Here is a 13,415-nt window from a genome sequence, read left to right on the forward strand (position 1 = left end):
TGTACAAGTTGATTTAGTAATAATGATTTAAATGTCTAGATAAGGGGATGGAGTATGATTGAATTGGAAATTAGGGTGGAGCATCTTAGTAAAGAACAAATAGGCGATATTGTAGCATTATCTTCTTATATTGGCTGGGATTATAACAGAGAAGAAATTGATACAGTTTTTAACTCAGGTATTGTATACGGCGTATGGAATGAGCGAAAGGAACTTATTGCTAGCGCAGCAATAATATTATACGGGGAGGCGTTGGCATCTATCGGAATGGTAATTGTACATCCAGATTATAAGGGAAGAGGAATTGGAAAGGTGATAACGAATTCATGCATGAGTAGCGTATCAGCTCAAACTCCAATTATGCTTATTGCTACGGATGAAGGGAAGCCCTTATATGAAAAATTAGGATTTAGGGTAGTAAGCTATGTCTCTAAATATATTTGTAACTCGTACAATGCGAATCATAAATGTGCAGAAAATGAAGAATGTATGATGGTTTATAAAGAGGGTGATTTAGAAGGAATAATAAAAATAGATGAAGGCGCATTTGGGACAAGCCGAAACGAGTTTTTAAAACAAAGAATTATGCAAAGTGAGCAGTGTGTCGTTGTAAAGGATACGAAAGAAGATGTAGTAGGATACGGTATAAGTATACAAACGCCAGAAAATAAAATAATAGGACCAGTCGTTGCTAAAAATAATGCGATGGCAATGAGAATAGTACATGATTTAGCAAGAGGGCATAATGGAAAATTAAGAATGGATGTACCAGAAGGAAAGAACGATTTTATGAAAGAATTAGAGATTGCTGGTTTTAAAAAGGTGAATACACCACCAATTATGATGAAAAATAGTAATCGGTTATTAAAAAGAAATGGTGAACTATATAGTATTGCAGCGCAAATTTTTGGATAAAAAAAGAATCCTTTTAAATGAAGGATTCTTTTTTTATCCCGCTATTTGCTGGGCAGTAAGACTCCCACCCAAAAAATTCAGCGGAAGCAAAGAAGTTAGGTGGGGGATCAACAAACCACCACTGATTAAAGTTTCACTTTATCCAATTTAATCACGATATTGGTCATGAGTTGGCTGAAAGAGGTCTTCCTCGATATCTCTCACCATAGAAAAATTATCAACGTTATAATGACCGTGTAAAGTTTTATTGTGATGACCAATAATTTGTTCTGCAGACAATACGTTAGAATCAGTTGTTGAATGCCCGTTTTTAATTAATGTAACGTCAAATCCTTGTACAGTTGCTGTCCTAACGGCAGTGTCAATACAATGTTCTGTTTTACATCCGCCTATAACAATATGATTAATGTTTTCTTCTTTTAAAAGTTCAAGTAAAGAAGTGCCGTAGAATGAATTGGTTGCTGCTTTATTAATAAGGATTGCAGACTGGGGTACTTGAATTTGATTATGTACTTCAAATCCTTCGCCACTACCAGAAGCAACATCGATATCTCTTACGAAAACAATAAGAGCATTTGAATCTATTGCTTTCTGCAGTGCTATATTTAGTGTAGATAATAGCTCGGTTTTACGAAAAACTTCATTTTCTTGCTCATTTCCATCAATTAATTCTTGTTGAGCGTCGATAATTAATAGTGCTTGTTTCATCGTGTCTCCCCTTTAATATGAAATAAGTTCCACTTTACATATTCCTTCAGATTGTTAGAAAATCCTCCATTGTAAGCGAAGTAGAAGATTGATTTACAAAGTTGTCAAAGAAATTTCATTCTCATAGCGTGTAAAAACATGTATGATAGGAGATGGAGAATTTTTGAGTAGGTGGGAATAACATGCAAACAGTAGAAGATTATCTTTCATTCTTACATACGAAAGGATTTAAATTATCAGAGGAAGCACAGGGGTTTATTATGTTTGGACAAGGATATACTGGTGCCTCTGATGGGATTGTGAACGCAGCAATAGAAGCGACAATTAAACATCAATTGCAGTTTGATGGTAGTTATTTCGTTGCGTTATTAGAACGATTGAAAGAAGAAGAAATTACAGATAAAAAAAGCGCTAAGGCTTTTATGCGGAAGTTACAAGCGTAACTTCACGCAGCCTGCGCTTCTTTTTTTGTTTTGGAAGGTAATTCAACAAAAATCATGCCTAGGAAAATACATAGACATCCGATAATAGCAGAAATAGAAAGTTGTTCATTTGCAACGAGAACGCCTGTTAAGGCAGCAAAAACGGGCTCCATTGCGAAAATAATCGCTACTCTCGTTGGAGAAGTGTGTTTTTGTGCCGATGTTTGAATGAAAAAAGCAATAGATGTTGCAAACAGGGCAGTTAGAAAGAGTGCGAATAAAAAGGATTGATTCGTCCATAGTGATACGGAAAATAACTTTTCCCAATCTTCAAACAAGAAAGCGCAAATAGAAGAAAATATACCAACAGCTAATACTTGAGATGTGCTTAATAATAAAGGTGATATTTTTTTAGAAAAGAAGCCGTTAATAAGAATATGGGCAGCGAAAGCGACTGCACAACCGAGAACAAGTATATCTCCTATATTTAATTGGAAAGAATCAGCAGCTGTTAATAAGTACAAACCTGTTGTAGCTACAGCAATACCAAGTACGATGAAAATGGTGGCTTTTTGTTTTAAAAAGATAAATGATAAGATTGGGACCATAACAATGCTTAGCCCAGTTAAGAAACCTGCTTTTGAAGATGTTGTATAGAGTAAGCCAAATGTTTGCAATAAATAACCGACAAATAAGAAAAAACCAACAATTATCCCTGCCGTGCTACTATGTTTTATATCTTGTTTTGAAGTTTTTTGTGAGAAAATAATTTGAACGAATAATAAAATAATTCCAGCGAATAAAAAGCGAATACCATTAAACGTAAATGGACCAACGAAAGACATAGCGTTTTGAACGACAACAAACGTAGCTCCCCAAATAAAAGAGACAAATAATAAAGCAAGAGGAGCAATCCACTCTTTTTTCACACTCATACCCCCGTTAATTTTGTAAGATAGCTTTTCTAGCTAATTCATCAGCTACTTTATTTTGACTACTTGGAATCCACTTAATAAAAAAGAGATCGAAGTTTTTTATGTACTGCAGCGCTTCATCTAAAAGAGGTGCAAATATTTTATTTTTTGCGTATTCCTTTTCAACAGCCCGTTCGACAAGCTGGGAATCTGTACGAAAAGAGACAGTGCTATAATTATGCTCGATGCAATATTTTAATGCTAGAAGTAAAGCGCGGTATTCTGCTTCATGATTGGACATTGTTCCAAGTGGTAATGATAATTGTACAGGCGGCTGAACGCCTTTAATAAACACTCCTGCACCAGAAGGACCAGGATTTCCTTTTGATGCACCATCAATATATACTTCAATCAAAATGAGAAACCTCCAAATTATAAGATTATCCCCTACTTAAATGCTTTTTGAAGTAGGGGATAGAGTAGTTATCCGATTGTGATGCTATAACAACATGTAAATGTTTCATTCGCTTGTAACGATTGAACTCCCTTTTTGTCCTTGAAATCTTTTGCTGGATTTATTTCATCAGCGATTCCATACCAAGGTTCAATACATAAGAAAGGTGCGTTATCCCCTGGTGTCCATACGCCGACAAATGGGAAGCCATCAAATTCTACTTTTACAAATTTATTATGTTTATGAGAACGAATCGAAATTTCATTCGTATTCATATTTTCAAAAATAAGCGCATCATTTTTGAATAAATCATATGTAAGTGGCAATTCAGTTGTATTTTCAGCGATTAATTGCTTTTGGTTTGAAAGATAAGGTCCTTCTAATACGCTTGTTTCTAAGCGTTCCGAACCATTAAACGATAAATGATAATCTGTAAATGATTCACCATCCAATAAAGGGAAGTTGAAGCCAGGATGTGCTCCGATTGAGAAGAACATCTCTTTTGAAGTAGGATTGTTTACTTCATATGCTACATGAACGATTTGTCCATCTAGCTCATAAGAAACGAGTAGTTCGAATTCGTATGGGTATTTTTTTAATGTTTCTTCATTACTAGTAACGATATAAGTGATTTTTGTTTCGCTTTGTTCTTTCACAGAGAAAGTAAGATCACGAGCGAAACCGTGTTGTGTTAATGAATATGATTTACCGTCTACGTAGTATGTATTATCTACTAATCGGCCGACAATTGGGAACAAAATTGGTGCACGGCGTCCCCAATAAGTAGAATCACCTTGCCATAAATATTCTGTGTTGTCTTCTTTTAAGCGAACGCTCTGTAATTCTGCACCTTTGTCAGAAATGGAAACGATCACTTTTTCATTTTGAATTGTTGCTGTCATGAAGTGAAACCTCCTAAATCTTTCATATGTTTCATTATACGTTGTCTAAAAGGAAAAAGGTAGTTTATGATAGGAATCTATTGACGAAAGAGGGGCTACCACGTAAAATATAATCTTGTTGCTTAAAAAACGAATAACGTGGTTCGAAACCATCCCACGTAAAAAAACTAAGGAGATTTTGTCATGAATATTAGAACTTTAGTCGGTAATGGTATTTTAGCGGCATTATATATTGCTGTTTCTATGCTTATTCAGCCATTTGGCTTTACGAATGTACAATTTCGTATTTCAGAGATGTTTAATCATCTCGTTGTATTTAACAAGAAAGCAATTTACGGAATTGTATTAGGTGTATTTTTAACGAATCTCTTTTTCTCACCTATGATCGCTTACGATTTAGTATTTGGAGTAGGGCAATCTATTCTTGCGTTAGTTGCAACGATTATTTCTATGCGATTTATTAAAGGTGTTTGGGCTCGTATGATTTTTAATACAGTTATCTTTACGATTACAATGTTTATGATTGCAATTGAACTTCATCTTGCATTGGGTTTACCATTTATGTTGTCTTGGTTAACTTGTGCAATCGGTGAATTTGTTGTCATGGCGATCGGTATGCCTGTAATGTACTGGATTAATAAGCGAGTACAATTTGAAAGATTTATGTAATAGATGAAAGAGCTATTCCTATAGGGATAGCTCTTTTTGTATGTAATCATATTGAATATAATGCTGTGACTCTAGATAAAATATAATAAAATAAAGTGAGGCTTCAATTAGCCGGATATATATAAGAAGTCTTACATAAGGGGAATGTAGTATGAAATATAAAATTCATTGGTTGTATAAAACGAAGCGTGGATTGCAGACGGAATTAACAACAGAGTATATGAACATAGAAGAAGTACTTCAATTTGCAGAGGATTTTGAGAAAACAGGAAGAGCTAAGGAACTTTTATTTTACGATGAAATGGACGCAGAATGGTCATTAAAAGAGATGAAAAAGTTAAGTAAGCAAGTAGAGGAAGAGCCCCAAGAAATACTCGTTTATTTTGATGGGGGGTATGATGTGCAAACGAAAGAAGCTGGCGTTGGCATATGTGTGTATTATAAAAAAGGAAATACAAACTACCGTATTCGCCGCAATGCATATATAGAAGGTATATATGATAATAATGAAGCGGAATATGCATCATTATTATACGGTATGAATATACTCGAGGAACTAGGGATTAAGTATGAAGCAGTTACACTTCGCGGAGATTCACAAGTGGTACTGCAGCAATTAGCCGGAGAATGGCCTTGTTATGATGAGCATTTAAACCATTATTTAGATCAAATTGAACAAAAGGCGAAGCAAATGAAATTAAAACTTGTATGTGAACCGATATCTAGAAAACAAAATAAAGAAGCACATCAATTAGCAACGCAAGCATTAGAAGGAACAGTTATTGATAGTCATAAAGAAATAACCGAATAGAGAGGTGCAAAGGTGGATAAAAAGCAACTCATTACAGAGGTAAATGACTTATTAGAAACGTATTGTGAAGGATGTTTTTTGCGAGAACATAATCGAAAGACAAATAGTAAGTATTATGCTCATTCATTTTGTATAAGGCAATGTACAGTTGGTGAAACATTGAAAAAGTATGGAGAACAGTTGTCATGAAAAAACATCCAGAGAAAATTCTCTGGATGTTTTTTTAGTGCTTTGCTTCGTTTAATTGCTGCTCGCATTTGCTTAGTTTCTTTTCCTCGTTCATTAAAAATGGTTCATCTAAATCTACTGCAACAGATTTCATAATTTCAAGCTGTGAGCGAGCTGCTTCTACTGCAGTAGTAGCATGCTCTAATGTATCTGGATCCATTGAAATTGTTGCTGAGCCTACCATTTTTTGTGCTGTTTCTACACGGAATTTTACTTCTTCAAAATCATTTACTTCTGATCCCATTGTTACTGCCTCCTTTGTATATTGCGCATTTCACATAGTTTTTGCTCTGTAAAACGGAAATATACAAAGGAATAATAAAGGAGGTTACCAAGTAAGGTAACCTCCTGTTATATGTTGGATTAAAGTTTTACTACGTTAGCAGCTTGAGGTCCGCGGTTACCTTCAGTAATGTCGAAAGATACTTCTTGACCTTCTTCTAAAGCTTTGTAGCCGTCTCCTTGAATAGCAGAGAAATGTACGAATACATCGTCAGCGCCTTCCATTTCGATAAATCCAAAACCTTTTTCGTTGTTAAACCATTTTACTTTTCCTTGCATGTTATAATTCCTCCTAAAAGCGTTTACTATTTTCATTTAGTGAAATTCATTTAAAAAATAATATAAACTAAAAATGCTATATTCTTGAATATTCTGCTAAATGATTAATTTAAATATACACGAATTGGGAGAATTTAGTCAAGTAAGCGATTTTATTTTTTGTATTTTTAAATAATTTTTCAGTCAAATTTTTAAATAGGTATAGGACAGGCCGAGTATGTAATATTCTTAATTGAATGCTATACATAATGAGGTGAAAGAATGAATAAGTCTTATTTATTAGATAATGAAGGAATAAGAACGAGAACCGACATACCGGATTGGGTTGCAAAAGAATTTGAGATTTTTTCAAGTGTCGTGTTAGAACCAACTTTTCCATGTTATTTCGGTTTAACAGCTTTGAAAAAGAATGAACTTCGTTATTCATTTCTTTCTCATAATGATTGGAGTCATTTGCCGCATACAATGTTATCTTTTTTAGAGTTAATGAAAGAGAGGCCGATTGTAAGAAGGGGCTTTTTCCTTTTTATAGAACCGGAATGTGAAGAACAATCACTCGAATATTACCGCGATTCTTTTTGGAAAGTGCTACAGTATTTGCATGAAAACGATGATCAAGCATGGCCAAAGCAAATTCCTGAAGATCCAGACCATTATTTATGGGAATTTTCATTTGGTGGTGAGCCAATATTCGCATTTGGAAATGCGCCAGCTTATAAACAACGAAAAACTAGACATTTAGGGAATGCTCTCGTTATTGGGTTTCAGCCACGCACTATTTTTGATGGATTAGAGGGAGATCGTCCTAAAGGAGCATATTCAAGACAAATGGTCCGTGAGCGAGTTGAAAAGTGGGATCAATTGCCGAAACATCCTAACATTAGTCATTATGGTGACCCAAAGCATCGTGAATGGAAACAATATTTCATAGGAGACGATGTAGAACCAATAAAAGGGAAATGCCCTTTTATTCATAAGATAAAAAAGTAAGAGCCATCACCTAGATGGCTCTTTTGTATATTTTGGATAAAAAAGGGTATTTTATTACGAAAGCTAGTCTATTTTTTCAAATTATATCATTAACTAGTAATAAAGAGAGTAGAAAGGATAGAGCGATGTTTGGAGCAATTATACAGCAAATCGTATTAGGTATTTCATTAGCTGCACCAGTAGGGCCGATTAATATTGAAATGTTAAAACGAGGAATTGAACGTGGGTTTTGGCATGCTTGGGTTGTTGGAATTGGTGGAATGACTGCAGATGTTTTATTTATGTTACTCATTTATTTCGGTTTATCTTCTGTGTTTATGTATACATATGTACAAGCCTTCATGTATTGCACGGGTTTTTTCTTGTTATTTTATTTAGGATTTCAAAGTGTAAAACAAGGAATTTTCCACTCGAATATGGAATATAAAAAAGAAGAGGTAGGTGGCCTTAAGCAATCGTTTATGGCAGGATTTTTAATTGCGATATCCAATCCATTAAATCTTGTTTTTTGGTTTGGTATATACGGAAGTACACTTAGCTCATTACTTACGAAGGTAACGAAACAAGAAGCTTTTTTGTACAGTCTTTGCATTATTGCTGGCATTATTTTATGGAATTTAAATATTGCTTTTTCTGTACATTTTGGAAGAACTTTATTAAAACCAAAAGCACTTGGCTACATAACAGCTGGAGCAGGTATTATTTTAGTAGGTTACTCTATACATTTTGCATACAAAGCTTTACAGTTGTTCACATAAGATTGAAGGGGAGATTTTTATGTATCGAACCACTATTGACGGAAAAGAAATTATCATTACGTTAGCGCCAAAAATCCGAAAAGAAATTACTGATAGAAATCCACTATATGAAGCGGTATTTCATAATGCTGCAAGATTGCTACAAACAAAGCAACCGACGTTTGCAGTAAATCATGAAATATTTGGTCTCATTATTGGAGAAGTGCAAAGAGGAGAAGTAACAGTGTTTGCAGTGGAACATATTATTCCGAAGCAAAATATATTTGGACCAAATAATTTTTTCTCGACAATAGAACAGCAGGCAAATTTGTAAAGTGAATAGAATAAGAATAGAAAAGAAATAGTCGTAACGATATGTTGCGGCTGTTTTTTGGGAAAAGGGGGAAACAAGATGAAGAAAGTGGGGAAAGAGTTCTTTTTACAACATGATATCGTTATTATGTATAGCATTCTATTTATTTTCATTATTATTTTAAAAATGCAATTTTTCTCTTGGGTTGGCATGTTAGCGTGTATGTTTGGGATTGTTTTCTATACACTTAATGAATATATGACACATCGTTTTTTATTCCATATAAAGCCACCTAAAAACACATTTCTATTAAAAATGTTAAGAAGATTACATTATGATCACCACGTATATCCAGAGGATTTAAAACTTTTGTTTTTACCTGTATGGTTTAGTATACCTAGTTTTACTATTTATTTGCTTATAGCATATGGTATTACAAAAAGTGTTACTATTACACTTTCATTTGGAATCGGAATGATTATTATGCTGCTCGTTTACGAATGGAAACATTATATTGCCCATAGACCGATTCGTCCCGTCACTAAGTTTGGAAGATGGCTAAAAAAACAACATATATTACACCATTATAAAAACGAAAAGTTTTGGTTCGGTGTTTCAAATCCAGTATTCGATTTTATATTTGGAACACTTAAAGACGGAAAAGATGTTGAGTTAAGCGAAACAGCTCGTAATTTGGAAAAGGAAAAAAAGACAAAAGTAGTGCGTTAAGCACTGCTTTTGTCTTAATGAAGAAAAAAAGTAAGGTGTCACTTTATTTTGAAAAAGTATATTAAAAATTTGGGGGAAATTGCCGAAAAATGTCTATCAAAAAATCTTTGCATGAATGCATGGATTGTCTAAAATGAATATAAGTTTCTGAATATTTATAAAATTTAGTCTTTAGGTATGCAAGGGGGAAGTGTATTTCAAGTAAGAGAGGGGATCGGTTAATGAAACGAGACGATACGTCAGCACGTAAGTTGCAAAATGAGGTAAATTATACAGAGGTCGTTCAGTCGGAAGAATTTCAATTGTTATTAAATACGAAAAAGAAGTTTATCATTCCAATGAGTATTTTCTTTTTTAGTTTTTTTATCGCATTACCTATTTTAACGTCGTATTCAAAGGTGCTTAATACACCTGCATTTGGTGACGTTACATGGGCGTGGGTATTTGCTTTTTCCCAATTTCTTATGACATGGGCACTATGTATGATTTATAGCAAAAAAGCAGAGTCATTTGATGAAATCTCCCAAAAAATTCTGCAAGATATGCAAAAAGGGAGGGGCTGAACTTGAATACTACTGCGTTTGCACTATTTTTAATTATCGTTCTTGGTACGCTCGTCATAACCTATTTTGCATCGAAAAAAACGAAAAATGCGAGTGAATTTTATACGGCTGGAGGGGGATTAACTGGTTGGCAAAATGGTTTGGCCATCGCTGGAGATTACATGTCTGCTGCTTCATTTCTTGGTATAGCCGGAGCAATCGCATTAACTGGGTTTGATGGATTCTTTTATAGTATCGGTTTTTTAGTTGCTTATTTAGTTGTACTGTATCTTGTTGCAGAACCGCTTAGAAATTTAGGAAAGTACACTTTGGCGGATATGATTGCAGCACGCTTTGATGCGAAAAAAGTTCGCGGAGTTGCAGCTCTTAATACGATGACGATTTCTATCTTTTATATGATTGCACAATTAGTTGGCGCGGGTGCACTTATTAAATTATTATTAGGGATTGAATATACGACATCTGTATTAATCGTTGGAACACTTATGACGGTGTATGTTATTTTTGGAGGTATGACAGCAACGAGCTGGGTACAAATCGTAAAGGCTGTGTTACTTATGGCTGGTACGTTTATTATTTCTGTTATCGTTTTCGCAAAATTCAACTTCAGCGTGACTGAAATGTTCGCTCAAATGAAAACAGCTACACCTTTAAAAGATTCATTTTTAAATCCAGGTGTAAAGTATAAGGATGGTCTTGATACACTTTCTTTAAATTTAGGACTAGTACTTGGTACAGCTGGATTACCACATATACTTGTCCGCTTTTTTACAGTACGTGATGCAAAAACTGCGCGTCAATCTGTCGTATATGCGACGTGGTTAATTGGTGCATTTTATATTATGACGATTTTCTTAGGATTTGGTGCGGCAGCGTTTGTAGGAAATGAAGCGATTATTAAAGCGAACCCAGCTGGTAATATGGCGGCACCTTTATTAGCCAAAGCGTTAGGTGGAGACTTCTTATTTGCTTTCGTATCAGCAATTGCTTTTGCAACGATTTTGGCTGTAGTGGCAGGTCTTGTATTAACAGCAGCATCAGCATTCGCTCATGATTTTTATAATGAAATCATTCGTAAAGGAAAATCAACGGAAAAAGAGCAAGTATCCATGGCTCGTTATGCATCTATTGGAGTAGCGATACTATCTATCATACTTGCATTATTTGCCCAAACATTAAACGTAGCATTTTTAGTATCATTAGCATTTGCAGTTGCAGCGAGTGCAAATCTACCAGTAATTTTATTTACAATATATTGGAAGCGTTTTAATACAACGGGTGCTATTTCGGGTATGATTGTAGGTCTCGTATCAGCAATTGTTCTCGTAGCGTTGAGTCCGAATGTTTGGAACCCTGTAGCTGGAAAAGCTATTTTTGTTGGGGAAGCGTTATTCCCATATACGACACCAGGAATTATTTCAATTCCACTCGGATTTCTTGCAGCATATTTAGGAACGGTTTTATCTAGTAAGAAAGAAGATGCAGCGAAATTTGATGAAATTCTCGTGAAATCTAATACTGGTCATGGCATTAGCGATGCGTCTTCACATTAAATAAAAGAGGAGCTTTTCGATAGATAAGAAAAGCTCTTTTTTCTTTTGTCATTTTCTTGTAAATATTACTGATTTGTAAGTAGGATTTGTCTTAATTTTGTGGAATGAAAATAGCAGGGAGAAATTTAAGTCATCATGGCACCAGCGCAGCTTTTGTGAAAAATAAGTTGTTATGGAAGGTGGAAGTAATGATGAAAACGAAGCAAACTGATGAATTATTAGCAAAAGATGAGCAATATGTTTGGCACGGAATGCGTCCCTTTAGTCCAAATAGTACAATGGTAGGGGCAAAAGCTGAAGGGTGCTGGGTTGAAGATATACAAGGAAAAAGATATTTAGATGGTATGAGTGGTCTTTGGTGTGTGAATAGTGGATATGGAAGAAAAGAGCTCGCAGAAGCGGCTTATAAGCAATTACAAACATTATCATACTTTCCAATGTCACAATCCCATGAGCCAGCTATAAAGCTTGCTGAAAAGTTAAATGAGTGGCTTGGGGGAGAGTATGTTATTTTCTTCTCAAATAGTGGTTCAGAAGCGAACGAAACAGCTTTTAAAATAGCAAGACAATACTATGCTCAAAAAGGTGAACCACATCGTTATAAATTTATGTCACGTTACCGTGGGTATCACGGGAATACAATGGCGACAATGGCAGCGACGGGACAAGCGCAGCGTAGATATCAATATGAGCCGTTTGCTTCAGGTTTTTTACATGTAACACCACCGGATTGTTACCGTATGCCTGAAATTGAAGGGCAGCATATTTATGATGTAGAATGTGTGAAAGAAGTCGATCGTGTTATGACGTGGGAATTAAGTGAAACAATTGCTGCGTTTATTATGGAACCTATTATTACAGGCGGGGGCATATTAATGCCACCACAAGACTATATGAAAGCTGTTCATGAGACGTGTCAAAAACACGGTGCCTTGCTTATTAGTGATGAAGTGATTTGCGGTTTTGGACGTACAGGAAAAGCATTCGGATTTATGAATTATGATGTGAAGCCAGATATTATTACAATGGCAAAAGGTATTACGAGCGCATATTTACCATTATCTGCAACAGCTGTGAAAAAAGAAATATATGAGGCTTTTAAAGGTAAAGGAGAATATGAATTTTTCCGCCATATTAATACATTTGGTGGGAATCCAGCAGCTTGTGCATTAGCACTTAAAAATTTAGAGATTATGGAAAATGAAAATTTAATTGAGCGATCTGCACAAATGGGTTCCCTTTTATTAGAGCAACTAAAAGATGAAATTGGGGAACATCCACTTGTTGGGAATATTAGAGGAAAAGGTCTATTAGTTGGGATTGAATTAGTAAATGATAAAGAGACGAAAGAGCCAATTGATAATGATAAAATAGCAAGTGTTGTAAATGCTTGTAAAGAAAAGGGCTTAATTATAGGACGAAACGGTATGACAACAGCAGGATATAATAACGTTTTAACATTAGCGCCGCCTCTTGTTATTTCAAGTGAAGAGATTGCTTTCGTTGTTGGAACGTTGAAGACAGCGATGGAGCGTATTTAATAAATAGAGAGAGGAGCGAGCTGTAATATAAGGCTCGCTCTTGTTTAGTAGGAGGGGACTTTTAATGGAGAAATATGATCCTAACAAACATTATCACATCGGATATTATGAAGACGGATATGATTTAGAAGTGACGGCGTACAAAAGAATAAATGAACCAGTTTGGGATGCTTATATTCCGCACTATGAGGCAGACGATTTTTATAAGAAAGTGGAGGGAATGAAGCTAGGTAAATATATAGATGATTATGGCATTATGGTGTATTCATTTGGGAATGATATTGATGATGATGAAGCACGAATTATTTTTGAAAAATGGTTAAAAAAGAACGGGATTGTTTAAAGATAAAACAAAAAGGAGATTGCTATCTTATAAAATAGCAATCTCCTTTTATTATAGTAAAT

Annotated in this window: 19 protein-coding genes and 1 riboswitch; of the genes, 13 read left to right on the forward strand and 6 right to left on the reverse strand. The window is 34.9% G+C overall.

Translation table 11 applies throughout. From position 1 onward, the window contains the following. Nucleotides 1-54 precede the first annotated feature (54 nt). Nucleotides 55-915: a GNAT family N-acetyltransferase gene (locus tag N2V79_RS08220; protein ID WP_088053946.1), complete on the forward strand. Its 861-nt coding sequence runs from the start codon at nt 55-57 to the stop codon at nt 913-915. 147 nt (nt 916-1,062) lie between these two features. On the opposite strand, the gene N2V79_RS08225 is transcribed toward N2V79_RS08220, so the two are convergent. Beyond that, nucleotides 1,063-1,623 (reverse strand): cysteine hydrolase family protein, encoded by a 561-nt coding sequence (locus N2V79_RS08225; protein ID WP_000806323.1) that lies wholly within the window; start codon nt 1,621-1,623, stop codon nt 1,063-1,065. Nucleotides 1,624-1,805: 182 nt separating this feature from the next. On the opposite strand from N2V79_RS08225, the gene N2V79_RS08230 reads away from it, so the two are divergent. After that, nucleotides 1,806-2,066: a DUF6123 family protein gene (locus N2V79_RS08230; protein ID WP_001195212.1), complete on the forward strand. Its 261-nt coding sequence runs from the start codon at nt 1,806-1,808 to the stop codon at nt 2,064-2,066. Between the two features lie 2 nt (nt 2,067-2,068). Here the strand turns inward: N2V79_RS08230 and N2V79_RS08235 are convergent, their stop codons facing one another. The 3 genes from N2V79_RS08235 to N2V79_RS08245 form a co-directional block, all read right to left on the reverse strand. Further along, nucleotides 2,069-2,974 carry a DMT family transporter gene (locus N2V79_RS08235; RefSeq protein WP_000712599.1) on the reverse strand — a complete coding sequence of 302 codons (906 nt, stop codon included), beginning with the start codon at nt 2,972-2,974 and terminating at the stop codon, nt 2,069-2,071. 13 nt (nt 2,975-2,987) lie between these two features. Continuing rightward, nucleotides 2,988-3,374, reverse strand: coding sequence for a reverse transcriptase-like protein (locus N2V79_RS08240; RefSeq protein WP_000573877.1), 387 nt, complete (start codon nt 3,372-3,374; stop codon nt 2,988-2,990). A 68-nt stretch (nt 3,375-3,442) separates the two neighbouring features. Beyond that, entirely contained in the window at nt 3,443-4,315 is an 873-nt protein-coding gene (locus tag N2V79_RS08245) for an aldose 1-epimerase family protein (RefSeq protein WP_088053945.1), read from the reverse strand. Between the two features lie 132 nt (nt 4,316-4,447). Beyond that, nucleotides 4,448-4,492: riboswitch (PreQ1 riboswitch) on the forward strand. Nucleotides 4,493-4,498: 6 nt separating this feature from the next. Between N2V79_RS08245 and N2V79_RS08250 the strand changes: the two genes are divergently transcribed. The 3 genes from N2V79_RS08250 (at nt 4,499) to N2V79_RS08260 (ending at nt 5,984) form a co-directional block, all read left to right on the forward strand. Further along, nucleotides 4,499-4,984 carry a QueT transporter family protein gene (locus N2V79_RS08250; protein WP_001026474.1) on the forward strand — a complete coding sequence of 162 codons (486 nt, stop codon included), beginning with the start codon at nt 4,499-4,501 and terminating at the stop codon, nt 4,982-4,984. A 151-nt stretch (nt 4,985-5,135) separates the two neighbouring features. Then, nucleotides 5,136-5,795: a ribonuclease H family protein gene (locus tag N2V79_RS08255; protein ID WP_000875548.1), complete on the forward strand. Its 660-nt coding sequence runs from the start codon at nt 5,136-5,138 to the stop codon at nt 5,793-5,795. 12 nt (nt 5,796-5,807) lie between these two features. Further along, the gene (locus N2V79_RS08260; RefSeq protein WP_000358801.1) at nt 5,808-5,984 is read left to right on the forward strand and encodes a zinc-finger domain-containing protein; all 177 of its coding nucleotides are present in this window, start codon (nt 5,808-5,810) and stop codon (nt 5,982-5,984) included. A 34-nt stretch (nt 5,985-6,018) separates the two neighbouring features. On the opposite strand, the gene N2V79_RS08265 is transcribed toward N2V79_RS08260, so the two are convergent. Beyond that, on the reverse strand, nt 6,019-6,267 hold the full coding sequence (locus N2V79_RS08265; RefSeq protein ID WP_000534400.1) for a DUF2564 family protein: 249 nt from the start codon (nt 6,265-6,267) through the stop codon (nt 6,019-6,021). A gap of 119 nt (nt 6,268-6,386) precedes the next feature. Next, nucleotides 6,387-6,584, reverse strand: a complete 198-nt coding sequence (cspB, locus tag N2V79_RS08270) for a cold shock-like protein CspB (RefSeq protein ID WP_001161731.1) — start codon at nt 6,582-6,584, stop codon at nt 6,387-6,389. Nucleotides 6,585-6,845: 261 nt separating this feature from the next. Between cspB and N2V79_RS08275 the strand changes: the two genes are divergently transcribed. The 8 genes from N2V79_RS08275 (at nt 6,846) to N2V79_RS08310 (ending at nt 13,353) form a co-directional block, all read left to right on the forward strand. Then, nucleotides 6,846-7,574, forward strand: coding sequence for a YqcI/YcgG family protein (locus N2V79_RS08275; RefSeq protein WP_199630538.1), 729 nt, complete (start codon nt 6,846-6,848; stop codon nt 7,572-7,574). A 14-nt stretch (nt 7,575-7,588) separates the two neighbouring features. Beyond that, nucleotides 7,589-8,332 (forward strand): LysE family transporter, encoded by a 744-nt coding sequence (locus N2V79_RS08280; RefSeq protein WP_016513073.1) that lies wholly within the window; start codon nt 7,589-7,591, stop codon nt 8,330-8,332. A 19-nt stretch (nt 8,333-8,351) separates the two neighbouring features. After that, entirely contained in the window at nt 8,352-8,645 is a 294-nt protein-coding gene (locus N2V79_RS08285; RefSeq protein ID WP_000286361.1) for a hypothetical protein, read from the forward strand. Between the two features lie 78 nt (nt 8,646-8,723). Then, nucleotides 8,724-9,353 carry a sterol desaturase family protein gene (locus N2V79_RS08290; protein ID WP_000755393.1) on the forward strand — a complete coding sequence of 210 codons (630 nt, stop codon included), beginning with the start codon at nt 8,724-8,726 and terminating at the stop codon, nt 9,351-9,353. 221 nt (nt 9,354-9,574) lie between these two features. Next, complete coding sequence (locus tag N2V79_RS08295) at nt 9,575-9,916, forward strand: DUF485 domain-containing protein (protein WP_053564857.1); 342 nt, start codon at nt 9,575-9,577, stop codon at nt 9,914-9,916. A gap of 2 nt (nt 9,917-9,918) precedes the next feature. Next, entirely contained in the window at nt 9,919-11,469 is a 1,551-nt protein-coding gene (locus N2V79_RS08300) for a solute symporter family protein (RefSeq protein WP_001098239.1), read from the forward strand. Between the two features lie 191 nt (nt 11,470-11,660). Next, nucleotides 11,661-13,010 (forward strand): aspartate aminotransferase family protein, encoded by a 1,350-nt coding sequence (locus tag N2V79_RS08305; protein WP_000850962.1) that lies wholly within the window; start codon nt 11,661-11,663, stop codon nt 13,008-13,010. A 64-nt stretch (nt 13,011-13,074) separates the two neighbouring features. Beyond that, on the forward strand, nt 13,075-13,353 hold the full coding sequence (locus tag N2V79_RS08310) for a DUF3986 family protein (protein ID WP_000417068.1): 279 nt from the start codon (nt 13,075-13,077) through the stop codon (nt 13,351-13,353). Nucleotides 13,354-13,415 lie beyond the last annotated feature (62 nt).

Source organism: Bacillus sp. CH_70 (assembly GCF_038007045.1).
Lineage (GTDB): Bacteria > Bacillota > Bacilli > Bacillales > Bacillaceae_G > Bacillus_A > Bacillus_A cereus.

Excerpts from the sequence above, each read along its gene's own strand:
- N2V79_RS08220 (WP_088053946.1), top strand. The coding sequence starts at position 55 with ATGATTGAATTGGAAATTAGGGTGGAGCATCTTAGTAAAGAACAAATA.
- N2V79_RS08225 (WP_000806323.1), bottom strand. The coding sequence starts at position 1,623 with ATGAAACAAGCACTATTAATTATCGACGCTCAACAAGAATTAATTGAT.
- N2V79_RS08230 (WP_001195212.1), top strand. The coding sequence starts at position 1,806 with ATGCAAACAGTAGAAGATTATCTTTCATTCTTACATACGAAAGGATTT.
- N2V79_RS08245 (WP_088053945.1), bottom strand. The coding sequence starts at position 4,315 with ATGACAGCAACAATTCAAAATGAAAAAGTGATCGTTTCCATTTCTGAC.
- N2V79_RS08250 (WP_001026474.1), top strand. The coding sequence starts at position 4,499 with ATGAATATTAGAACTTTAGTCGGTAATGGTATTTTAGCGGCATTATAT.
- N2V79_RS08255 (WP_000875548.1), top strand. The coding sequence starts at position 5,136 with ATGAAATATAAAATTCATTGGTTGTATAAAACGAAGCGTGGATTGCAG.
- N2V79_RS08265 (WP_000534400.1), bottom strand. The coding sequence starts at position 6,267 with ATGGGATCAGAAGTAAATGATTTTGAAGAAGTAAAATTCCGTGTAGAA.
- cspB (WP_001161731.1), bottom strand. The coding sequence starts at position 6,584 with ATGCAAGGAAAAGTAAAATGGTTTAACAACGAAAAAGGTTTTGGATTT.
- N2V79_RS08275 (WP_199630538.1), top strand. The coding sequence starts at position 6,846 with ATGAATAAGTCTTATTTATTAGATAATGAAGGAATAAGAACGAGAACC.
- N2V79_RS08280 (WP_016513073.1), top strand. The coding sequence starts at position 7,589 with ATGGCTCTTTTGTATATTTTGGATAAAAAAGGGTATTTTATTACGAAA.
- N2V79_RS08285 (WP_000286361.1), top strand. The coding sequence starts at position 8,352 with ATGTATCGAACCACTATTGACGGAAAAGAAATTATCATTACGTTAGCG.
- N2V79_RS08290 (WP_000755393.1), top strand. The coding sequence starts at position 8,724 with ATGAAGAAAGTGGGGAAAGAGTTCTTTTTACAACATGATATCGTTATT.
- N2V79_RS08295 (WP_053564857.1), top strand. The coding sequence starts at position 9,575 with ATGAAACGAGACGATACGTCAGCACGTAAGTTGCAAAATGAGGTAAAT.
- N2V79_RS08305 (WP_000850962.1), top strand. The coding sequence starts at position 11,661 with ATGAAAACGAAGCAAACTGATGAATTATTAGCAAAAGATGAGCAATAT.
- N2V79_RS08310 (WP_000417068.1), top strand. The coding sequence starts at position 13,075 with ATGGAGAAATATGATCCTAACAAACATTATCACATCGGATATTATGAA.